This window comes from Mycobacterium sp. MMS18-G62 (assembly GCF_053877835.1).
Genome location: NZ_CM132662.1, coordinates 4,297,712 through 4,319,152, shown reverse-complemented (window position 1 = coordinate 4,319,152; position 21,441 = coordinate 4,297,712). Strand labels below are relative to the sequence as shown.

19 protein-coding genes and 2 pseudogenes are annotated in these 21,441 nt (G+C 64.3%); 13 read left to right on the top strand and 8 right to left on the bottom strand.

Translation table 11 applies throughout. From position 1 onward, the window contains the following. The first annotated feature begins 175 nt into the window (after positions 1-175). The 13 genes from ACWW36_RS21525 (at position 176) to ACWW36_RS21465 (ending at position 9,999) form a co-directional block, all read left to right on the top strand. Positions 176-496 carry a hypothetical protein gene (locus ACWW36_RS21525; RefSeq protein ID WP_456137994.1) on the top strand — a complete coding sequence of 107 codons (321 nt, stop codon included), beginning with the start codon at positions 176-178 and terminating at the stop codon, positions 494-496. Then, entirely contained in the window at positions 493-849 is a 357-nt protein-coding gene (locus ACWW36_RS21520; protein WP_456137993.1) for a YbaB/EbfC family nucleoid-associated protein, read from the top strand. Before ACWW36_RS21525 ends, ACWW36_RS21520 begins: the two co-directional genes overlap by 4 nt. 586 nt (positions 850-1,435) lie before the next feature. After that, on the top strand, positions 1,436-1,720 hold the full coding sequence (locus ACWW36_RS21515) for a hypothetical protein (protein WP_456137992.1): 285 nt from the start codon (positions 1,436-1,438) through the stop codon (positions 1,718-1,720). Positions 1,721-1,856: 136 nt separating this feature from the next. Further along, on the top strand, positions 1,857-3,059 hold the full coding sequence (locus ACWW36_RS21510; protein WP_456137991.1) for a hypothetical protein: 1,203 nt from the start codon (positions 1,857-1,859) through the stop codon (positions 3,057-3,059). A gap of 21 nt (positions 3,060-3,080) precedes the next feature. After that, positions 3,081-3,377: a PE domain-containing protein gene (locus tag ACWW36_RS21505; RefSeq protein ID WP_456137990.1), complete on the top strand. Its 297-nt coding sequence runs from the start codon at positions 3,081-3,083 to the stop codon at positions 3,375-3,377. Positions 3,378-3,429: 52 nt separating this feature from the next. Then, positions 3,430-4,521, top strand: a complete 1,092-nt coding sequence (locus ACWW36_RS21500) for a PPE domain-containing protein (RefSeq protein WP_456137989.1) — start codon at positions 3,430-3,432, stop codon at positions 4,519-4,521. Continuing rightward, complete coding sequence (locus ACWW36_RS21495) at positions 4,518-5,330, top strand: ESX secretion-associated protein EspG (protein WP_456137988.1); 813 nt, start codon at positions 4,518-4,520, stop codon at positions 5,328-5,330. Before ACWW36_RS21500 ends, ACWW36_RS21495 begins: the two co-directional genes overlap by 4 nt. Positions 5,331-5,382: 52 nt before the next feature. Beyond that, a complete protein-coding gene (locus ACWW36_RS21490) occupies positions 5,383-5,652 on the top strand; it encodes a hypothetical protein (RefSeq protein ID WP_456137987.1) in 270 nt (89 codons plus the stop codon). A 19-nt stretch (positions 5,653-5,671) separates the two neighbouring features. After that, a complete protein-coding gene (locus ACWW36_RS21485) occupies positions 5,672-5,956 on the top strand; it encodes a hypothetical protein (RefSeq protein ID WP_456137986.1) in 285 nt (94 codons plus the stop codon). A gap of 89 nt (positions 5,957-6,045) precedes the next feature. After that, positions 6,046-6,831, top strand: a complete 786-nt coding sequence (locus tag ACWW36_RS21480) for a hypothetical protein (protein ID WP_456137985.1) — start codon at positions 6,046-6,048, stop codon at positions 6,829-6,831. After that, complete coding sequence (locus ACWW36_RS21475) at positions 6,818-7,867, top strand: 3-oxoacyl-[acyl-carrier-protein] synthase III C-terminal domain-containing protein (RefSeq protein WP_456137984.1); 1,050 nt, start codon at positions 6,818-6,820, stop codon at positions 7,865-7,867. Before ACWW36_RS21480 ends, ACWW36_RS21475 begins: the two co-directional genes overlap by 14 nt. Further along, positions 7,864-8,184 (top strand): hypothetical protein, encoded by a 321-nt coding sequence (locus tag ACWW36_RS21470; protein WP_456137983.1) that lies wholly within the window; start codon positions 7,864-7,866, stop codon positions 8,182-8,184. Before ACWW36_RS21475 ends, ACWW36_RS21470 begins: the two co-directional genes overlap by 4 nt. A gap of 63 nt (positions 8,185-8,247) precedes the next feature. After that, a complete protein-coding gene (locus ACWW36_RS21465; protein ID WP_456137982.1) occupies positions 8,248-9,999 on the top strand; it encodes a hypothetical protein in 1,752 nt (583 codons plus the stop codon). Here the strand turns inward: ACWW36_RS21465 and ACWW36_RS21460 are convergent. The 8 genes and pseudogenes from ACWW36_RS21460 to ACWW36_RS21425 all read right to left on the bottom strand — a co-directional run. Continuing rightward, complete coding sequence (locus ACWW36_RS21460) at positions 9,996-10,301, bottom strand: WXG100 family type VII secretion target (RefSeq protein ID WP_456137981.1); 306 nt, start codon at positions 10,299-10,301, stop codon at positions 9,996-9,998. The genes ACWW36_RS21465 and ACWW36_RS21460 overlap by 4 nt on opposite strands. A gap of 164 nt (positions 10,302-10,465) precedes the next feature. Further along, entirely contained in the window at positions 10,466-11,395 is a 930-nt protein-coding gene (locus tag ACWW36_RS21455; RefSeq protein ID WP_456137980.1) for a WXG100-like domain-containing protein, read from the bottom strand. 183 nt (positions 11,396-11,578) lie between these two features. Further along, positions 11,579-13,087 (bottom strand): hypothetical protein, encoded by a 1,509-nt coding sequence (locus tag ACWW36_RS21450; RefSeq protein ID WP_456137979.1) that lies wholly within the window; start codon positions 13,085-13,087, stop codon positions 11,579-11,581. A 28-nt stretch (positions 13,088-13,115) separates the two neighbouring features. Next, complete coding sequence (locus ACWW36_RS21445) at positions 13,116-13,346, bottom strand: hypothetical protein (protein ID WP_456137978.1); 231 nt, start codon at positions 13,344-13,346, stop codon at positions 13,116-13,118. Between the two features lie 2 nt (positions 13,347-13,348). Further along, positions 13,349-13,612: a DUF7161 family protein gene (locus tag ACWW36_RS21440; protein WP_456137977.1), complete on the bottom strand. Its 264-nt coding sequence runs from the start codon at positions 13,610-13,612 to the stop codon at positions 13,349-13,351. Further along, on the bottom strand, positions 13,609-15,294 hold the full coding sequence (locus tag ACWW36_RS21435; protein ID WP_456142576.1) for a toxin glutamine deamidase domain-containing protein: 1,686 nt from the start codon (positions 15,292-15,294) through the stop codon (positions 13,609-13,611). Before ACWW36_RS21435 ends, ACWW36_RS21440 begins: the two co-directional genes overlap by 4 nt. Before the next feature lie 2,118 nt (positions 15,295-17,412). After that, positions 17,413-19,794 (bottom strand): annotated as a pseudogene (locus ACWW36_RS21430) (toxin glutamine deamidase domain-containing protein); the annotation flags it as partial. Positions 19,795-20,292: 498 nt separating this feature from the next. Next, positions 20,293-21,042, bottom strand: a pseudogene (locus ACWW36_RS21425) (glycerophosphodiester phosphodiesterase); the annotation flags it as partial. Between the last annotated feature and the right edge of the window lie 399 nt (positions 21,043-21,441).

Here is a 21,441-nt window from a genome sequence, read left to right as displayed (position 1 = left end):
GGGACGCGCGAGGCTGGACCCCGAGGATCCGATCCGAATGTGCGGTCATTGTGAGTGTTTCGCACATTACTTCCGTCCCGCGAGACGCCGAACGGATGCCCGTGATTGTACTAAGTTTGAAGGTCGCAACATTGTCGATTTCAGTGGCGACCGAACAGCTGCGAGGAGGCCGGACATGCCGCAGCAGCCGGTGCACTCACGTCGTGGAACCATTTCGGTGCTCACCACCGAACGTGGCCTTCCGGTCGCCCTGCGCCTCGACGCCGTCGAGCTGGAGAAACCACCACAGCAGCTCGCGGGCGACATCATGGCCCTGTGCCGGCTGTCGGCCGCGCGCGCGCAGGTCGCGCGCCGCCGTGACCTGGCCGAAAAGGGTTTCAACGCAGCGGTTATCCGCAGCTTGGCGCTGGCCACCGAGGATGACCTGTCCCGGGCCGAGGAAGAGGTCCTTGGCGACGACGACGAGCTGCCGCCGAGCTGGAGGAGGTCGGTGTGACCGGTCTGGCCGACTCGCTGATCGCCCGCATTGTCAAGCAGCGTGACCTGGTGGCCGCCATGGACGAGCACTGCAAGTCCATCTCGGCGCGCGTGACCAGTCGCGACCAGAACGTCAGTGTCGAAGTCGATGGTTTCGGCGCGATGACAGGTTTATGGCTGGGGGCCAACGCTCACAAGCTGGGGCCCGATGCACTGGCCAAGCTCATCGTCGAAACCGCACATGCGGCCGCCCAGGTGGCGGCGGATCGGCAAGGTTTTCTGTCCGAAGAATTCAGCCGCCGTATGACCGAGCTACGGCAGGCGCCCCTAACCCGTTGGGACGGCACCACTTTCGAGCCGCACCAGCCGTAGCATTGCCAAGGCCCCTGCCAGGGTTTGCCGACCTGGTCCTCGCCCGGTGACATAGCAGGTGGCACACGCCAGCCCAGCCCGCACCTACTTGTCCGACTTGTTTGCCGTCCTTCCCAGTAACTGCGCTGGGGTGCAACACTTTTCGCCTTGTCCGTAAACCGCTTCCAACTTCCAGCAAGTTTGCGACCACGGGCCAAGTTACGAACGCGACAACTCCGCACAGACACCAATCGACGCCTTGGATTGTCGTGACCGTAAGTTCGCCATCGTCGTGCATGTCGTCGCAGGCCTCGACACGCATCAACACCCTTGCCACACCGATCATTTCACCGTCGGCTGGCAGGCGGGCAAAGGGTGCGCCTTCCCCGAGTCGATCAACAACGCGAGGTAGTTGGTCGATTAGGACGCGCTGTGTGTCAGCTGAATATTTGCTCAGCAATTTGACCGCGCGTCAATTGTTTGCTCATAAATTTCGCGCAGGCCAATTGCGATGGAAAACAGTTAGCTGTCACCGACCTTCGCCGCTATAGTTTGTTTATCTGGTGCAGATGCAACGCGAGCACCGAGCCGGGAAGGTATTGACACAATGGGTGAGGTTTTTGCCGCCGTTCCCACCGGCATGACAGCGTTCTCCGCCGCCAACGAGGCCGCCTCAGCGGCGATCACGTCGGCCGGATCGGCGGACTCGGCAGCCATGCTCAACTCCGCAGCCGCCGCACTGGGGCCGATCGGAGCGACCTACTTGATGGCGTATGGCCCTGCGCAGTCAAACAATTTGGCGGGCACGCTGCTTGTCGGCGGAGTTCACGCCGGCATCGGCGCCGCCACTGATGCCTCGCAGTCCGCCATCGTCACCTCCGACAGCACCTAGCACGGCGGCACCGATGGCCGCACTTTTGCCTCCGGCACCAGTTAATCCGACTAGCCAGCTAGCTCAGTACATGCCCGGCTACGACCCAGCGCCGGTCATCGCTGCTCACGAGCAGAGTCTGCAAGACTATTTAAATTTGCCAGTAAAGGAAATTCTGGAAAGGCTCGGGTTGCCACCTTTTGCTGACGGAAAGCCTCAGCAAGACCCGCCTCCACCGGAAGCCCAGCCCGACGCCGCGCCGCCACAAGCCAGTCCGATGGACCCGAGCGCGCTGATCAGTCCGGTCACCGACGCGCTAGGCACCTTGGGCAACGGCCTGTTCGACGGTGTCGACCCAACAGCCATGTTGCAGGGCATTTCTCAGGCATTCCAGTCAACCGGTTCCCCGTTGAAGCAGGCATTGGCCTCGGTGGATGACGCGTGGCAGGGCGCCTCCGGTACCAGCGCAGCCACCAAGACGGCCACCGCGATCGCCAACGGAGCTGAGGTCGGTGCTCAATCAGACGCGCTGAAGAGCAGTCTGGCGACCGCAGCGACAGACGTGGGGCAAGCGCGGGTGCGGCTGATCGAAATCATCGCCGAATTCCAGGCCACGTTGGCGGCGATCGGTCCGAACATCATCTTCCCGTGGGGATGGGCCGCCGCAATTGCCGCGGCCAACAAGGCGATCGCGTCGACGGCCGAAGTCATGACGGAACTGCAGACGTCGTTGGGCGCACAGGCAGCCCAGGTAACGGCGGCCGGAGTTCCAGTGGACGTCACCGCCGCCCCGCAATTGGCGGCCTCCTCCGCGGCGTCAAGCCCGTTGTCGAGTTTGGTATCGCCACTGATGCAAATGGCTACCAAGGGCGCCGAGGCGGGGATTCAGGCCGGCACCGGCGCAGCGTCCGCTGCGAGCCAAGCCGCCCAGCAGTCAGCGACCGACCCTGCCGCGGCCGCGGCAGGCGGTATCGCGGGCGCACCGCTCTCCGGTGGCGGGGCCGCCGGCGGCGGCGCAGGGGGTGGCGGTGTCGGTGCTGGCGGAGTTGGCGCGCCGCGATCGATAGCGACGTCAGCCATGGTGCAGCCCGAAACTGCTTCGGCCGCAGGACAATCAGGCGTGCGTGCGGTAACCACCGGCGCGGCCGGGGGCTCTGGCGCCGGCATGATGGGCGGCGCCCCGTACGGCCCGATGGCCGGCCAGGGCGCACACAATTCCTCCCAAAGCCACACGGCTGCGTCGTTCCTGCACACCACCGACCAAGGCGGCGAGATCGTCGGAGATCTCGGCACAGCAGCGCCCCCGGTGCTCGGCGAGGCCGATCCCAACGAGCCTCCGGACGTCGAACTCCGGATCTAGTTATCAGTGAGGAGAACCGTAATGGCCGATAGCGCCGGAATGTCGATCCAACCCGACGAGGTGGCCGAAGTCAGCCGTCAGCTTGACGAGCTCGCCGGTCGCGCACAACGCCTACTGCAGGACGAAGCGGTGAACCTCTCCGTCACCCCCTCCGCACGCGACGAGGTGTCCCAGCGTGTTGCGGCCACTCTCAACGAAGTTCACGCGCAGTTCGGGACCGCGGCCGACAAGGGGCTCGGCGAGATGCGCGAGGCGGCTGCGACATTGCGCGGGCATACGGACAACGTCGTGGCCGCCGAAGAGGACTTCACCGCCTAACGGTCACAACAAGCGTCGACGGGTTTGTTGAGCGGCGAAGGGAGGTCCGAGCGTGGGTTTTACCAACGTCGTGTGGGAATCGCGCAGCACAGAACAGCTGGCGCGTGACCTCACCGACGGGCCGGGCCCTGCCTCCGTTGGCGGAGCCGGCGCAGCTTGGGTCCGGGTGGCCAACGAATTCGCCAATATTTCAACTGATTTCGACAAGCTGGTGACCCGTCTGAGAACGGTGTGGGACAGCCAGGCGTCCACCGCGGCCGTGCGCCGACTTGAAGAATTCGGCAAATGGCTGCAGGCGGTGAGCCTCAACGCGGCCGCCAACGGCCAGCGGGCCGAAGAGGCCGCCGTCGCCAACACCGTGGCTGTGCTGGCCATGCCCAGCGTGTCGGAAGCAGTCGAGGCCAAGGCCGCGCAGGACATGATGGCCTCGCTCGCCGCCTACAACGGCGCCGTGCTGACGGGCACCTTCGCCGAGTTCGACGAAGCGGCAACCGCGGATCAGGCGAACGCCGCGGCGGTCATGACCCAGTATGAGGACGCGGTCTCGCAGCTGGCCCAGCCGTGGGAGCAGCCCCTTCCTCCCGAGGTGTCAAAGGGCAATGCGCTCAAGGCAGAACAGGGCGCGGGCGGCGAGTCCGGCGGAGGTGGCTCTGCAGGCGGTGCTGCGGCCGGTGGCGCAGCGCCCGCGGTTCCGCTGGCGCCGATGACGGCCGCCGAGGTCAAGTCGACCGCCGATCCAAAGCACCTGCAGAAGACGGGATTCGTGTCGGCGTCGGGCGCGGCGGCGGGTAGCGGGATGGGCGGCGCACCCTATGCCCCGTTGGCGGGTATGGCGCGCGGTGATCACCGCGGCGACTACGAGTCCACGCAACCCGCCGCATCGCTCGACGGCGCGGGCGAACCCGGCGCGGGAGTGTCGGATTCGGGACAGCCCTGGCTCCCCGCGGCCGAGCAGAACGATTCGCCGTTCGTGGTGTCCAACGTCAGCTGGGGTCCGGACACCGCGGTGTTCGACGAGCTGGTGGCACCCGAGGGCCCGGCACCCGAGGGCTTCGCCGACGATCCGGGCCGCACGCTCGAACAGGTGGACAACAGCTGGGTGTCTCCCCCTGTGATCGGCGTCGATCGGGAGCTCAAGCTGTGACCGCCACGCTCACACCGCATTTCGCCGTCACCGATGTCGAGATGCAGATCATCGCGTCCCGCCTGGGAATCGACGTATTGCCCATCGTGTTGGGTCTGCGGCCGCGACACCGCACCGAAACCGCCATGACAACGGCCGTCGACCTTGCCACCCGCAGGCTGGCCGAGCGGGGCCTGATCCGCGACGGCGAGATAGCACCGGAACTCGTGCCGGTCATGCGTGCGCTACAACGGCCCGACCGTGAGCTGGCAATGCGTCTGGTCACGCCGGACGGCACAGCCCGGGTCACGGTCGTCCGCCAAGATGCGCAGTGCATCTCGGCGCGCCGGATCGGCAACGAAATCGTCGTCGAAGCGGTGCAAGCACAGGCAACACAGGATCATGCCGCTCGCGCATTGCTACGCCAGCTGCCGGCGTCGCCCTCCGCGGAAATCGAACCGGTCGGTGCGCCACTGGATGCGGTCAGCGATGCGCTGTCGGGCACGCACGACGCAACCCTGTTGTCCGACCGAATCCGAGCGCTGGGTGCGGACGCGCGCACCGCGATGCTGCTCGGCTCGGCGCTCGCTTCCCGACAGGCATTCGCCGAGATCGTGTACTACGTGCTTGATCGTGAAGAGGGCCGTATCTCGCGGCCGCCCACCGCCGTTGGCGTTTTCTACACCAAGCGTGGGCGCATCGTCGGCGCCCCGAGCGCATCCCCTACCGGTCAGTTGTGGACCACGCTCAAGGCGGGCTCCGACCACGCCATCAAGCAAGCCATCGGCCAGCTTGTCGAGCTTTCCACCGAGAGATGGGAGGAGTTCTAGTTCCGTACAGCCCTTAGTTGTGAACTCTCACCAATTCACATGAGGAGAAACTATGACGCTCCATCTGACGCCTCAGGACGCCCAAACCAAGATCCACCAGGTTGACGAGGCGATGTACAACCTGAAGTCGTTGGCCAGCAGGATTCTGGACAGCACCGAAACAATGACCGGCAGCTCGTGGCAGGGCGGCAGGGCGCAGACGTTCCGCGGCATCATGACGCAACACCATGATGACTTCAACTACGTCATCAACCAGCTGCAGCACGTCGCCGAGAAGGGCAAGAGCGACATCCAGACGCTGGTCAGCCACGACACCGACTAAGAATCGAAAGGTCTTGATTATGGACACCATTCGTTACGACTACGGATCCAACTACGCTTCTCTGGACGACATCCAGGGCCGGACCAACGACGCGCAAGCGTTGCGCGACGAAGTGAACAAGGTCTTCAGCGCGCTGTCGGGTGTGTACGAAGGTCAAGCCGCTGCTGCGCTGCAGCAGAAGCACATTGAGATCTCGTCGATGATGGACAGCATCCTCAATGAGATCACCCAAACGCGGTCCGGCGGCAACCAGTCGCAGGAGGACGCCGCGGCGCTTGATTCGCACCTTGCCGGCGGGTTCTAGTACCTCGCGCGTCGAAACTGCGGCCAGCGCCAGGGGTTCCGGCCTTGCGCGCGTGGCCGCAGTTTCGGCATCGGAGAAGGCGGTTCGGCATGATCACCGATGATGTGGCGCCGCTGCGCCACGACGTTGAGCCCTGGTTCATGAGCGGCTTCGACTTCAGATGCATATGGGAAGCCCTTGGTCTTGACCAACTCCCATTTCCGCTCGCATATCGCAACCGGCATCAGACATACATGTCGGAGGTCGAGAGCGCCACGAAGGCCGCGCTCGCCCGCCAGCGTGCGGCTCTCACGCAAAATCGTGTACGCATCCTGGAAGCGATGCGCTACCCCGCCTTCATGATGACCGGGTTCGGCCGAATCGGGCACGGCCCTGACGAACAGCTCTATCGCCTGTTCGGCGTGATCGGGACAACCGGATACTGCGCGGTGATCACGCAAGATCCCAGCGATCAGACGATATTTGGCGAAGACGTCCAGATCATCGGGTGCGTCAACGTGGACTTTCCGCAAGTCGTCGCCGAGGCGTTGCCCGACTACAAGCCCGGGACGAAACCGCGCAAGGATGCGCGAATCGAGGACGAGACGCCGGCGGAGTTCTTCCGCGAGTCGAAGATCACCGCGTCGATACTCCTGGGCGGCTCCGCCGACTTCACGTTGGACTACGAACTCAGAAACGCCAACTATCTGACGCTGGTGAACGTGGCCGACGACGGAGCGTACTTGGTCAACGAAGGCGCGCAGACGTTTCAGATTGTTCCCGCCACGGTCTCGAACCTTCTGGACGCTTTCAAGAAGGTCGAGGAGCTGCAACTGCAGGCGACGGAACGAGTTTCGGCCGCGACATCAGACCGAGGTTTCGATGGCATACCTTAGCGTGGTATCCGCGCATGTGCCTGCCGGCACGGACGCAGGTGGTCGCCCGAAGCATCTGTCGAGTGCACCTTCTGAAATGCTGTCCGTGCACGAAATGGTGGAATTGGCGGCCCGGCAGATCGACCCCAGCGTGCTGTCCGAGGCCGCGGACGGCATGGCCGCATCGTTTCATTGCGGTTCCCTGTATCAGGGCGAACACTTCTGGCCCATACAGAATTCGATTCAGCACACGGTGCTCGGCAAAGCATCTGGCGGTGCTGCCACCGAGATACGGCAGTTCTGTTCCGGCGGGCTCTATGGCGTGATGCTTGCCGATGCGGTGCTCAACGCGGGCTGGGCCGGCGACTACGCGATGGTGACCGGCGGCGATAGCAATTTCTTCTTCGACCGTTATGAATATGCCGCAAGCCCGGCGACCGAGGGCTCGCTGATGGGCGATAGCGCCTTCTGCGCGGTGTTGAACAGGCACGACGGGTTCGCCCGGATATTGTCCGCCGCGGCGCGCTCGCATAATCCCTCGGCCGAAATGATGCGCAGCAGATCAGATCATGGTCTCGACGATCCGTCGTTTCCTGTGCTTCAGGATTGGATTGCCAGGTTCGACGACTATGACCGACGCCATCCGGGACTGGCCGCACACAATGCGATGGCCAGCTTCCAGATCGCGGTCAGCACAGTCACCGACTGCTATCAACGAGTAGGACTCGAGCCCGATGACATCGATTGGTTTGCACCATCATTCATCGAGCCGAGAGACGTCACAGATATGCTCGCGAAGCATGCTCGTCTGCGGCCGACACCGGGCCTCCACTCATTCGCCGGACGATTCGGGCATCTGACGGTGTCGGACTTCTGCGTGAACCTCGCCTACCTGATGAACAACAAGATCGCCAAGGTCGGCGACTTGGTCATGCTGTTCGCAACCGGAAATTTTGTCACGTCGGCAGCGGTGTTGATTCGCATCGAGAAAGAAGTAACCCTGCCGCTCAACGTAGAGATGAGCCGTAAAACCGATCACGACATAGGAGAATCATGACCAGTCCCTGGAGTGGCCTCGACGCCGCCACTGGACAAAAGAAGCTGTACCTGGATCCGGCTGTGGTTCCGGAAGTGAACCAGGCCTTCACGCCTTATGAGGCAAGCCTGCAGCAGCTTATCGACGACGAACTAGACGAGACCACAGGATATTTCGGAACAGACGAGAATCCCCTCGCGAAGCTGCTGGAGAAGGCGTTCAACGCGCGCGGCCAGGTATTGACCGACTACTTGAAGGAACAGCTTTCCCAGGCACAGGATTTCGTCAAGACTGCTCGTGACGCGGCGGCCGCAATGCAGGCCCACGAAAAGCAGTAGCGGTCGATCGCGGACAGGACGTAGCGGATCATGGGCAGCTTTGGAAACTATGTAGGTGCCACAATGGGTGGCGAGTACGACGACTCCTGGGTGACCAACTCCTACTATCCTGAGCGTCAAGCGCTGCTGGGCCCGGATGGCAAATTGATCCAGCTGTCGGACCCCACTGCCCCGATGGATTCCGATCCAAAGAAGTACACACCCAAGAGCGATCTGCTCGGTGAAGTTCCCAACTTGACGTCCGACCACCGGACCAACCAAGAAGTCGACGACGCCCTCCATGGACCCGACGGCTGGAACTGGGAGCGTCGAACCTTCGTCCAGCTTCGCGCCGAAAAGAATGCCCTCAAACCCGCCCAACTCGAGACGCTTGGACGAGGGTGGAAAACCCACGGCGACAACCTCAAGAGGGATTCCGAGGCCTTCAAGAAGTCGGTTCGTAATGTCATTGCCGGAAAGTGGTCGGGTGCAAGCGCGGATGCGGCAGACGCGGCATCCGACCAAGTCACCAAGACGTCGATCTACGATTTCACGCCTTCTTCAGATGCACTCTCGAACCGGCTGACGGTGCTGAAGGACGCCTTCGACAGCATTCAGACCAGATTTCCAGACACTGCGGACGCCGCCCTGATAGACGACGGCAAGTTCAACAAGGACTTGCTCGACCAACGGGTGCGCGAGTTCAACTCGAGGTACCACCTCGACGGTGGTGGTCGTCTGCGAAACAACAGCGACGGTTACGTCGCAGCGTCACAGGCGATCGACGAGATGAATCGGATCAAACGGTCGATCCAGGACTATCAGCTTGCGGTACAACTCTTTCGGGACACGTACAACCCGACCGTGCAAGCGGTCACGGCCAACTTTCCCAACCTTCCTGCGCCGCCGGACATGAAGTACGGGCAGACCGGGCCTGGTCCAAACACGTCCGGTGGCGGCGGCGGCATTGGCGGTGGCGGTGGCGGCATCGGCGGCGGCGGCGGTGGAGGCGGCTCCAAGTTCGGCACCCCACCCATCGGCACTTCAGATTTCAAAGCGCCCGACACCGGCAAGACTTCGCCGCTTTCCAACTTCCAGCTGGACCCGAAAGGCCACGCGTCGACCGACCCGTCCAACACACCGATCGATCCGACGCAAACATCGCTGCCGTCGACGGATCCCACGCAGACAACCGCGCAAGGCCTCAAGTCTGGTCTCGATGCGGCAACGCAGGGCCTGAACTCCGGACTGGGTGCGGCGACCCAGGCGGCGCAACAGGCTGCGCAACAAGCGGCGCAAGGAGCCGCAGGCGCCGCCCAGAAACCGATTTCGCCGTCGCTTCGTGAGGGTGCACTCGGTCTTGGAGACAAGCCCGGCGCATCAAAAGGCATGGGCGGCAGCGCCCCTGGGGGCAGCGGCGTAGGTGGACGCGAACCCTTCGCCCGGTCGACCGCCCAACCCAGCGCATCCGCCTCCCCCGGCGCACGCCCCACTGCGCCAGCGGCGGCCAGTTCCGCTGCGAGTGGTATGGGTGCGGGTATGGGCGCGCCGGGCGGGGGCGGTGCACCCGCGGGGGGTCAGCGGGGAGCCGAAGGTAAGGAGCACAAGGGGAACAAGGCGCTCAGGACACGCAAGAACGGCTCCGACATCGTTGGCGACACCGACGCCGTCGTGCCGGTGCTCGGAGGGGACTCGGCGCCACCGCCCGAAGAGAACCAACCGGCTCCGGCCCGCCGCCGAATTCCGCAGCGAGGCGCCCCCTGGCAGCCCGACTCTGCTGTGCAGACCGCACCGCAGCGCGCGCCGCAGGCGCAACAGCCGGCCACGTCCGATTAGGTGATGGGCCAATAGTCCTGCTGTTCAAGACTATCCGCAGTGTTCCGCAGGCCGTCTGAGTAGTGGTCGAGCAACCCGGTCTTGGCGTCGATCGAACCGTTGACCCAGTCCAACTGCGATCGATAGCCCCGCCCGCCGTTGGCGAACTGGTTGCCGATCTTGTCGTGTCCCCATGCTTCGCCTTCACCGCCGAGAACGTCCTCCAACGACGACAGCACCTCCTTCATGCGGCTGCTGACACCGGCAAGGTATGCCGCGGTCACGCGTAAATCCGCGGGCGAGACACCCAACGGGTCGGCCATCACCAACTCCTCACGATGGGGTAGTCGTCTGCTTCTTGCGGCGCCTGACCAGCAGAACGTAAGCGCGACACCAGATCTCTGATCTCACTCGCGCCGTTCCGCCAGATGTTCTTGGACAAGTGCCAGTGCTTCGACGAGTTGATGTCTGGCCGCATCGTTGCCCACTATTCGGACTCCCCCGAGGCGGTTTCCCCCTCCGCTGTCCGCGCTGCGGCAGCCCGCGCTCCCGCCCTACCGCGAACTGCTCCGGTCGCGGCTGTGCTGGCGGACCCGAGTACAGACACGATGTCGATGTCGTCGCCTGTGGCCAGCGAGCCCGCGACCTTCTTGGCCATCCCGGAGGCGTATCCCACGGCCGCACCCTTCAGCGCCGAATCACCCAGAAGATTCCTGCCAACCAGGCTCACCGTACCTTGAGCGGCACCCCCGATCGCGTTTGCCCTCGCGACCACTCCGACGTGCTGCCAGTCGATGCCCTGCTGGTGCTCATTCGCTCGCTGGACACCTTGGATGAACAGATCCTGGCCGACGGCTTCGGCCATCTCGACGCCTGCTTTCTTGACGATCCTGTGCACCATCGTCTTCGTCATTGCCTCGCCCAGATCGGTCATGATGTCTTTGAGCAGCATCGAAACTGCCTGGCGAATCGCCGCAGATGTGCATCCTTCGATGACGGGGATTTCCGCTGCTGACGCACCAAATGTCACCGATGTCTGGGCAAGTGCCCACGAGATCTCGCACGCGGCGATCGCCAGGGAGGTGAGGATCTGCAACTTGGTGTATTCGATGTTCTTCGCGGTGCCCGCGGCAAGGCTGCCGAGCGCTGTCATCGCCGCTGCAAGCTTGTCGACAGACGCGTCGCCATCGAAGAGCAGCTTGAACTGTTTGTCTGCGGCCTCGGCCGACTGGCCCTGCAGCGCGGACATCGTGCTCGAGCGCACGCGATTCAGCTCGGGTATCAACCCCCACATTTGGTCGGCGTGAGCATGCCACTCCTGGCCGATCCTGTACATGGCATCTTCGTCGCCCTTCGGCCATTCCGAGCCGACCAGGTACGACACCCATTGCAAATAGCCGGGAATCTGAAGCGTCACGCCATCGCCTTGCGCGCGTGTAATGCCATCGAAAACCTTTGGAGCACACCAATTCACGCTATGGCGTCAGATGGGGTCCGGCCATCCGGCGCGGCCTTGTTCGCCAAGAGTTTGGCTACCGGCTAGTTCGAAGTTGATTTGTACCGATGTGTTAAGACGTTGAACCGCAACTACTTCCGCGCGTCAACTGGCGAGCACTCCCGCGAGGCTGAGTTGATTGACAGCGGTGTCGACATCGGCGTCGGGCTTGTCGGCGAATATCGCGTCGACATGCGCCGAAGTTGCGCTGCCGTTGGCGGCCGCGGCAACTAGATCTTCACACTCGTCTTCGCGGTCGGCGCCGGTCACGCCGACCATCGCCGCGACGGTGGATTCCGGCGTCCAGATGGCTGGGACGGGGGCATCGAGTTCGCCGGATGTGTCGGTAGCGCCCCGGTACCATTGGCCGTTCGCCCACCAGTAGCAGAACGTCAACAGGCCGTTACGATTTCGTGTGTTCAGCACGCTGTCGTTGACCCACGCCGGCGCCCCGGCATAGAGGTCGGGCAGCGGTTGAACACCGCTGTAGGCGGCTTGTAGCAGTTCGGAGTTCCATTTCCCGCCGGACAACACTGCGCGATCGCCGGGCAGGAGGTAAAGGGTTGACCCGCTGCGGCGGTCACCCTCAAACCACGCATAACCCGGGAAGATCCGTGGACCCCACTCTGATCCGGCCCCGGCGTACACCGCCGACAACACCGCCCAGCGCGCCCAGAGCTCGCCAAGCGCAGGCAGATCGTCGGTAGGCGTCGCGGCCGTGGCGCCGGCGGCGGCAGCGGCGGCGGCTTGACGAGGGTCACGTCCCTGGGCGCCGGGTCCGGCGACATATCCGGCGAGCCATACCGGAATATGGTCGCGGGGATAGGTTTCCAGGTCCCTGCGGTAATGCTCGGGCGCCAGCAGTTGGTCCTCGGGGAAGGGTTCGTCCCCGTAGTCGTAGTCGACTGTTGTCTCACCGCGGCTGGTGACGGTCAACAGCAGCCGCCACCACGGCCCGGCCGGCAGCCGCGCCGCAACTTCTCGTTGTTGACGAACCAGATCGGCGATCGACTGAGGCACCGGCACCAGTCCTGTTCGGTCTTCGGACCAGAACCGCAACTGGGCGATCTGAGCGGAGACGGTGAACGCGAATTCCGCCGAGAACTCTTCCCACCTGGCCGGACCGAGTTGGGCCAGCTGCTGGACGATCGGCTCGATCAGCCGCGACGCTTCCTGGGCCGTTGCGGCCTCATCGTCGACGGCTTGGCCGTCGCCGTCCTGTCCGTCCACGGTCGTGAAGTCGGCGACCGCCGGTCCGCCTTCGGAAGCGGCGAGGTTGAACTGCCGCTCGAACTCTTGCATGAACTCTGCCTCAGCAGAGGGACCATGCGCACCCTGGGCGGCGAGCTCTTCTGCGGTGAATTCTGCCTCTGCTTGCTGTGGGGGAATCGACGACGACACTTCCGCGATGCGCCCGGAGTCGCCGACCAGAAACACCGACCGTCCGACCGGCATCTCCAGAAACGCCATCGGGTCGCTCTCGTCGACGTCGACGGGCGCATACACACTCCAGCCGGCCTCGAAGCGGTCGGCCTCCAAGCCCTCCGTCGGGTAGTCCAAGCCGCGGGACCGGATCCAATCCGACACCAACGAGATCGCCTGCGTTGCTTCCATCGAGCTTTCCTCCCGTGCGTTCATAACCCTACGACTGTCGCTGTTCGGCTTCGATCTGGTCGGCAAGCGCCGATCGCTCGGCCCGATGGCGAGCAAGCAGCTCAGCACTGTATGCAGTCCAGGCGGCCTCTTGTTCGGCAGTCATTTGAGCACCATTGACCTCGGACTCGACATCGGGATGCGCGTCGAGGAATCCCGTGAACAGCAAACCCATTTCCCGGCTGTGCCGGCGATTCAGCTCAATCCGTCGCGGGTCCATCGTCACTCCTCGCAAAGCGCCAACTGGTCGAACACCACCAAGGCGACTCGCGCCGGATCGTCCGGCGGGTGGACACGCAGGGTGTGGTGTGGGTTCGGCTCATCGTCGAGGATGACAACCTTGTCGATCCCCGCCGGTAAATCGGCAGGCCAATCAATTTCGTCGGTCGGCTCCTCGACGAGGACTTGGGCCAGCCTGCCGCGCAATCCCTTCTGGCCGTAGCGCAGCGGCGTGAGTCGACGGTTCTCGCTCATATCGGGGCTCATGGAGTGTCCTCTTCCGTCAGGTCGGGACCGTCGTCGGGCCCTCGCATGGGCGGTAGTTCCGGTGGATTCTCCGGGTCGATGCCCAGCGATTCGTTGACGCTAGCTCGACTGCGGGTGGCGCTGGTGATGATGGCTTCATAGATCTCGTCGCCGACGCGGCCCTTGGCCCGCTGGCGTTCGACAAGAGCTTCGAAAGTCGGATTGGGTTCATTGGCGGTCAAGTATTCGGCCGTCTCCCGATCCTCCATCAGGGCACGCGTCCAGCTTCGAAGTGAGGCTCGCAAGTCATACAAGGTCCTGGCGCGTTCCTCGAGGTCGACGCCGTCGCGGACAAGTTGCTCGCTGACCTCCCGCATCTTCAGTTCGAATGTGGTGTACACCGTGCGCGTCTCGGTGTTCGACAGGGTGGCCGCCGCGTAATGGCTATGGGTAGCCGTGTGGATGATGGCCTCGTAGACGGCGTCGCCTTCCAGCCCTTTGGCCACGTTGCGGGCAACGAGGTCCTCGAAACCTGGATTGCTTTCATTGGCGGCGAGCCACTCGGCGGCCGGCCGATTGCTCATCAGGTCTCGCGTCCAGGCGCGCAGCGAGCTTCGCAGCTCACACACGATCCGTGCTCGTTCTTCGACGCCGACGCCGTCCCGGAGAAGGCGTTCGTTGTACTCGCGCATCTGCACCTCGAATTGGCTGTAAAGCGAGGTCGTTTCGACGTCTGACAAGGTGCCTGCCGCGTAGTGGCCGTGGGTGGCGGAGTGGATGATCGCTTCGTACACCCCGTCGCCAACGAGGCCCTTCGCCTCGTTGCGGGCGACCAGGTCCTCGAAACTCGGATTGGCCTCCGAAGCCGCGAGGAAATCGGCGACGACCCGGTTGCTCATCATGTCCCGCGTCCGGATCCGAAGAGAATTTCGCAGCTCCGACATGATCCGGGCACGCTGTTCAACACCGACACCGTCGCGGATGAGTTGCTCGTTGTAGTCGCGCATCCGCAGCTCGCCGTCGGCGTATACGGCACGGGCTGCGGCGTCCACGAGGCTGGCAGGAGCATGATCCGGCAGACCCAGCCGACTGACGGGGTCGGGTGACCCCCCGTTCGACGGATCAACCGGGTGGCCCTTGACGTCTCCGATCGCGTCGGCCGCGGCCAGCTGCAGCGGCACGTCGTGCAGCGGATGCACCGCATTGCCGTCGGCATCGAGGTAGCCGACCGCTGTACGGGCGACGGCGTCCTGGCCCCAATGAGGTGGCCAGGGGGTGCGCCCTCCGGTGTGGGAATCGACGAGGTAGATCTTGTCGTCTTCGTTGACTGCCAGATATGCGTGACCGCCCTGGCGTCCACCGCCGTGTGCCCAGCGCGACGTCAGCACCGCCGACGAGCCGTCGCCCAATTCTCGTAACCTTTGAGCCACCTCGTCGAATGTCGCGAATTGAGAACGGGACCCGACCGCTTCAAACAGCGCCCGTGCCGGCACACCGGATGATGTGGGTTCGCCATCGACCCGGAATTCGCGATCGTAGATGGCTGACAATTCGTCGGCGACGAGGTGCGCGCAGTTGAATCCTGTAACCGATACCGCATGTTCACCAGTCGCATGTTGTAGCGAAGCCTCGAACTCGCTGTGCAACAGCACATTCGGCCTGTCGGGCGCGACACCCTGCAAGTACTTGGCGGCGTGCCACATCGTCTCCTTCATGAGTTGAAGGCCCAGCTCGGGCTCGTCGGCCGTCGCGAGGTCGGCCAAGTCAATGGGCTCTGGCAGCCGCGGGTTTCGGGGATCCAATTGCCGGATTGTTTCCTCGAGAACGACCTGGGCATCGGCGCTCACCCAATTCATCAAGCGGCGAGCCGAGTCCTTGATGTTGGCGAGCGAGTCTTGCAGCTTCTGGGGATCCTGATTCCACGTAAAACCTTGGCGTGCCCATGCGAAGCCGCCGTCGAGCTCGGTGCGCAACTCGATGCGATCAACGCCTGAACGGATGTAGTAACTCTCGAGTTGCGAACGGAGCGCCTTGGAGAATCCCTGGTATCTGTACTCGTGGTCCTTGATGTCCACCACATGGGCTTCAACAACGAGGTTCCCACGGGCGTCGCGCAGGAAGTGCTGTTGGAAGAAGCCGATGGTGTTGTCGCCGCTGAGGATGTCACCGCCGATGACAACACCACCGTCGGCGGCTATCGCCCTGAACACGTCTATGCGGTACGGCCCGTACACGCCCGAGAGGTCCTTGCCGAGCTGCTCGATCCTCGCCTCGTCCGTAGCGTTGTCCACCACGCCCGCCAAGGGTTCGGCATACCTGGTATCGACCGGGCGGCTCGTTGGATCCTGGGCGCGGTATTCCTCTTGGTTCGCAGCGGAATTCGGGGCATCAGGGTGGCCCTGAACGTCGCCCACAGCGTCGGCGGCGGCCAACTCGGCGGTGCTACCCCCCAGGGGCTGCACCGCCCGGCCATCGGCGTTCAGGAAACCGACGGCCGTCCGCGACACCGCATCCTCGCCCCAATACGGTGGCCACGGCAACCGCTCACCCGTAAACAGATCCTCGAGGTAGACCCGACCGCCGTCGTATACCGCCAGATATGCGTGGGCGCCTTGAGATTCGCTGCCTGCCCACGTCGACACCACCAGTGCCGCAGGGCCAGGACCACCGGGCCTGCCCGGATCCATTTGCGACAGTAGCTCTTCCACCTCGCGGTAGGAATGGAAGTCGGCGCGGGAGCCGACCGCTTCGAACAATGAGCGCGCCGGAAGACCCGTGCGCGACGGCTCGCCGTCGATGTGGAACTGGAGACCGAACCTCGCCGATAGCCGGTCGACGGCCCACTGCCCGCAATTTTGGTCGGGATGGAGCTGCGCCCGCCAGAGGTACTTGACGTAGTTCACTCCCGAGCCGTCGCCGCTCGACGCCGTGCCCTCAAGCAGTCGACGGCCCAGATCGGGTTCGTCGGTGGTGGCGAGGTTCGCAAGGTCGATGGGCTCCGGTATGCGGGGGTGGCCGGGATCCAATTGGCGCGTGACGTTTTCGAGCACGGTCCTGGCCTCATCGCTGACCGACGAGGCCAGTCGCTCTGCCGATGCCTTGACGTGATCGAGTGACTGTTGGAGCCGGGCCGGATCGGGATCCCAGGTGCCACCGATCTCCGCCGCCGCATGCGCAGCCCTTCCGACGGCGGTGGACGTGACGCGATCAACCCCCGAATGCGTGAAATACGGCTCCAACTCGGAGAACAGCGCCTGGGTAAGCTCCCTGCCACTGAAATTCTCGTCGGTGGAGTGCAGTTCGTAGTGAGCGACGAGATTGCCTTCGTCGTCGCGGTAGAAAGTCCAGGCGACGTCGCCGACGTCTCGTTCTCCGCTGTAGACGGGACCATGAAAGACGACGACTTGTCCGTCTCCTTCGAGGATCTTGCCGTCGAGGGAGACTCCGCTCCCTCTCAATTTGCGCGCCTCCAGCTCGACACGGTGCGCCCCGTAGTTGCCAGACAAATCCTCGGCGAGCTGGCCGGCTCCTGCCGATGACGGACTGTCGACAACCGGACCCAGGGGGTCTGCGTAGCGGGCATCGACACGACGCGTCGTAGCATCCGCGGCGCGGTATTCGGATTGTCGCCGAAGGAAATCCGGGTTGTCGGAGAGGCCCTTGACGTCGCCGATGGCGTCGGCGGCGTGCAACTGCAGCGGAACATCAGACGTAATCGGGTCGACGGGATTGCCGCTGACGTCAAGATATCCCGCTGCCGTGTGGGTGACGGCGTCTTGCCCCCAATGCGGCGGCCAGCCCGAACGCCCGCCGGTATGTGGGTCGTACAGGGCGATCTGTCCGCCGTCGTTGACCGCCAGGTACGCGTGACCGCCCCGTCGTCCGGCGGCCCAGCGCGACGCCAGCACGGCCGATGAACCGTCGCCCAGTGCTCGAAGCCTATCGGCCACCTGGTCGTACGTCGCGAATTCAGACCTCGACCTGACGGCCTCGAACAGCGCCCAGGCCGGAACCCCCGTCCGCGCCCGCGCGGTGGCGACGTGAATGTCACGGCCGTACATCGTCGACAGCTCGCCGGCGACGAGGTGTGCGCAATTCTGCGCGGACGGGCTTGGCCCCCACCCGAACGTGCGCTGCAGCCAAGCCTTGAAACCCGTTGGCGCCTGCGTATGTTCGCTTGCCCGCGGTAGGTACCTGACGAAGTTGACCTTTGTGCCGTCCAGTAGCCGTCCCCCTAAATCGGGCTCTTGTGAGGTGGCGAGGGTCGTCAGGTCGATGATCTCTGGCAGACGCGGATGTTTCGGGTCGAGCTGTTGCACGATGTCGTCAAGCAACGCTTGGGCCTCGTGACTGACGTGAGGTGCCAACCGGCGCACCGAGGCCTTGATTCGGTCCACAGACTCTTGCAGTTTGCGCGGATCCGGGTCCCACACGAAACCCCGCCGGGCCCACGCGACCGTGCCCTTTCCGTGGGACTGCAACTCGATTCGATCGACGCCGGAGTGTACGTAGTAGCGCTCGAGTTCCGCGGTCACGGCCTTGGAGAAGCCCTGACCGCGTAGATGCTCGAACGCTTCCTTGATAACCAGCCCGTTGTGGTACGCGACGAGGTTTCCCTGTGCGTCACGGTCGAAAGACCGTTGGATCGTGCCGATCTCCGTGTCCCCGTGCAGGATCGTCCCCGTCAACAGGACTTCACCGTTGACCGTCTCCCCCTCCAGCTGGATTCGGTACGGCCCGTACATGCCGGAGAGATCCGCGGCCAGCCGGTCGGCGCTGGCCTTCGTCGGGTTGTCGAGGACATCGCTGAGTGGCTCCGCATAGCGGGTATCCACGTGGCGGCTCGCCGCATCCTGCGCGCGGTATTCGGCTTGTCGCCGAAGGAAGTCCGCGTCACCTGGAACGCCCTGTACGCGGCCGACGGCGTCAGCGAGAGCAAGCTCCAGCGGAACGTCAACCGTCAGGGGATTGACCGGATTGCCGTGGGCGGCGAGGTAGCCGACGGCCGTGCGCGACACCGCGTTCTCTCCCCATTGGGGTGGCCAGCCTGAGCGCTGTCCGCTGTGCGGGTCGACGAGGTAGATCTGGCCGCCGTCGTTGACGGCAAGGTAGGCGTGCCCGCCGTGGCGGCCGCCCGCCCAGCGTGACGCCAGCACGGCCGATGAGCCGTCGCCGAGTTGCCTCAGCCTCTCTGCCACATCGGCGTACGTCGCGAATTCAGCTCTGGCGCCGACGGCTTCGAACAGCGACCGCGCCGGTACCCCTGCCCGAGACGGTGTGTCCGCGATGTGGATCTCACGCCCGTACATCGACGACAGTTCGTCGGCGACGAGGTGAGCGCAGTCGCTACCCGAGCGCCATGACGGGTTCCAGATGCGGTGGTCCGATCGCTGTGCGGCGGGTTCGACGGTGCGCCAGCCGTCGACGGTGCGGTGGCGTTCAAGGGTCAGTCCGTCGTGCCTGCCGGCGGCGATCCGGCCGAGGTTGGCCAGCGCCTCACTGCGTTCGTGGGTGGCGGTGTCGGTGTTCAGGTAGTAGGCGTGGTGGGTGCCACCGGTAAGGAGCTGATTTCTTGTCGATGGAAATTCCGCCGTAACGCGTTGAGCACCAAACGATTCCATCGCCGGGTCGATGCCGAGGCCGATCCCGAGGATGCGCCCGGACGACCCCGTGGTTCGGCCGCCAAGCGAGGTGACCAGATCACGCGACGAGGATGCGACGAAGACGTTGTCCGAACCGATTCCGAAATCACTGGCGTGGCGCACCGCGCCTGCGCCGGGCGAGCCGATCAGTGAGACGGTGCTGACTTGGCCCGCAAGCCGGCCGTCGCGCCCGGCGTACCCGGTGGTGGTCGAACCGTACGAGTACCCGAATATGTGATTGCCGGTGAAATGGCCACCGTCGCCGGTCAACGTGTCGCGCACGGCATTGAACGCGGTGATGTCGCTGTAGAGGAGCTCGCCGCCGGTACGTGCCAGCCCGTGGCCGGCCGCGCGCACAAGGCCCCAGCCGCTCGGGGTGTCATAGCCGATCCACGCGATCGAGGCCGCCGACCTCGTCGGGTTCTCCGCAAGTGTTGACTGCAGATGGTTGAGCGCACATTCCGTGTAGAAACCAAAGAGAGAATGGACGGTGGTAGCGACCCCGGGCACATGCCAGGACACCGAATCCGCCGTGTACGGATCCTCACCGAAGCTGAGCACCGCGCGCCCGTCGCCGCCGAACTCCGCCGGATCGAACGCCATCAATAGCGGGCCGTCGACTCCTGCCCGCGCGGCGTCAGCGCTCGCCTTTCGCAGTGCCAGGTCGAGACGGTTGACCCGTTGCAGAAGCTTTCGCTCTGCACGGCTGGTCCTTACACCGTCGTCGATCTTGGATTGCACGTGATCGGCTTGATCCCGAAGTTGCTGCACCACATGGCGATTCGCGGTATCGCGATCAACCGCCGGGACGCCTTCGGCATTGCCGATGTGCTGTGGATAAGTCTCGACAAGGGCTTGACGCTGCTCCGCGGTCAATCCGCTCCACCACGTGGCGTTGTTGCGCGCCCGGGCGCGCGCCTCTTCCATCGACCCGAGCGGGTTACGCAGCTCGTCAGGCCGGACCGGCGGCACCCGGTGAGCCAGCGCATCCTCGGCCACCATGCGGACGGTCTCGGCGTCGGTAACCGCGGGCACATCCAGTGTCGGCGTTGGTGTTTGGCTGCCAGCGGTCTCGGCGTGCAGCATGCTGCCGGTCCGCCCCGGGTGATCGGTGGCGATCCAACCCACGCCCAGATCGCGAGCGAACTGCACATCATTCTGGTCGTTGACCGTCCAGCAGTAAGTGGTCAGCCCGCGCCTGGCGGCGATGTCGACAAGTTCGGGGTTCGCGCGCAGGGCCGCGATCGACGGGCCGATCGCGGTGGCGCCGACGGTAGTAGCCAGATGCCGCGCGGCCGACCCCAGCAGGACGGTCGGTAGCTCCGGAGCCGCGCGGTGCACCCGCCAGATCGCGTCCGGGTAGAAGGAAATCACCGCCACGCGGGATTGGTCCGCCGACGCCGGATTTGCAAGCCCATGGCGCTCCAGCAGCGCGACCAGTTCGCGTTCCAGCCTGCCACCGTGTTCTTTGGCCTCGATGAAAAGGGTGACCGGCCGGTCGTGATCCTTGACCAGTCGCAACAGCTCGTCGAGCGTCAATATCCCGGTGTCGCCCTCGGCTTGTTCCCGGCCGGGATGCTGGCTGCCGAAGTCGAACTGCTGCAGCTCGGCCAGGGTCATCTCACTGACGCGGCCGGTGCCGTTGGATGTGCGATCGATCCGCTTGTCGTGGATGCACACCAATTGGCCGTCTTTGGTGAGGCGGATATCGCATTCGAGGCCGTCTGCACCCTGCCGCAGTGCTTCCCGGTATGCGGCCAAGGTCTGCTCCGGGAATTCATGTGAGGCACCGCGGTGTGCCACCACCATGCTTCCTGCGTCCCGCGGCACCCACAGGCTCGGGCTGGCGTCGGTTGCCAACGTCGAGGAGGCGGTGTGTACGCGACTGCCGGTGAACGGGCGCCCGTCAGTCGTTTCCCGGACGGTGTGGAACGTCGAAAGGTCGCTGTAGAGGGCAAGCTTCGACTTCGACGTGTCGTCGCCGACCCACACGACCGCGGCCGCTGACTGCGTCTGCTCGTGGGCGGCCTGCAGTTGGTCAAGGGCGGGGCGGACGACGGTTCCAAGCTCGTCGACCGTCTGCCTGGCGACATGCCACGACACACTGTCGGCGTGGTATGGGTCTTCGCCGAAGCTGAGTACGGCATGCCCTTTTCCGCCGAACTCCGACGGATCGAGAGCCAGCAGCAGCGGCCGTTCCAACCCCGC

Excerpts from the sequence above, each read along its gene's own strand:
- ACWW36_RS21440 (WP_456137977.1), bottom strand. The coding sequence starts at position 13,612 with ATGAGCCCCGATATGAGCGAGAACCGTCGACTCACGCCGCTGCGCTAC.
- ACWW36_RS21435 (WP_456142576.1), bottom strand. The coding sequence starts at position 15,294 with ATGTGGCACGCCGCCAAGTACTTGCAGGGTGTCGCGCCCGACAGGCCG.
- ACWW36_RS21490 (WP_456137987.1), top strand. The coding sequence starts at position 5,383 with ATGACGCTCCATCTGACGCCTCAGGACGCCCAAACCAAGATCCACCAG.
- ACWW36_RS21465 (WP_456137982.1), top strand. The coding sequence starts at position 8,248 with ATGGGTGGCGAGTACGACGACTCCTGGGTGACCAACTCCTACTATCCT.
- ACWW36_RS21525 (WP_456137994.1), top strand. The coding sequence starts at position 176 with ATGCCGCAGCAGCCGGTGCACTCACGTCGTGGAACCATTTCGGTGCTC.
- ACWW36_RS21485 (WP_456137986.1), top strand. The coding sequence starts at position 5,672 with ATGGACACCATTCGTTACGACTACGGATCCAACTACGCTTCTCTGGAC.
- ACWW36_RS21470 (WP_456137983.1), top strand. The coding sequence starts at position 7,864 with ATGACCAGTCCCTGGAGTGGCCTCGACGCCGCCACTGGACAAAAGAAG.
- ACWW36_RS21445 (WP_456137978.1), bottom strand. The coding sequence starts at position 13,346 with ATGGACCCGCGACGGATTGAGCTGAATCGCCGGCACAGCCGGGAAATG.
- ACWW36_RS21480 (WP_456137985.1), top strand. The coding sequence starts at position 6,046 with ATGATCACCGATGATGTGGCGCCGCTGCGCCACGACGTTGAGCCCTGG.
- ACWW36_RS21505 (WP_456137990.1), top strand. The coding sequence starts at position 3,081 with ATGGCCGATAGCGCCGGAATGTCGATCCAACCCGACGAGGTGGCCGAA.
- ACWW36_RS21515 (WP_456137992.1), top strand. The coding sequence starts at position 1,436 with ATGGGTGAGGTTTTTGCCGCCGTTCCCACCGGCATGACAGCGTTCTCC.
- ACWW36_RS21450 (WP_456137979.1), bottom strand. The coding sequence starts at position 13,087 with ATGGAAGCAACGCAGGCGATCTCGTTGGTGTCGGATTGGATCCGGTCC.
- ACWW36_RS21460 (WP_456137981.1), bottom strand. The coding sequence starts at position 10,301 with ATGGCCGACCCGTTGGGTGTCTCGCCCGCGGATTTACGCGTGACCGCG.
- ACWW36_RS21475 (WP_456137984.1), top strand. The coding sequence starts at position 6,818 with ATGGCATACCTTAGCGTGGTATCCGCGCATGTGCCTGCCGGCACGGAC.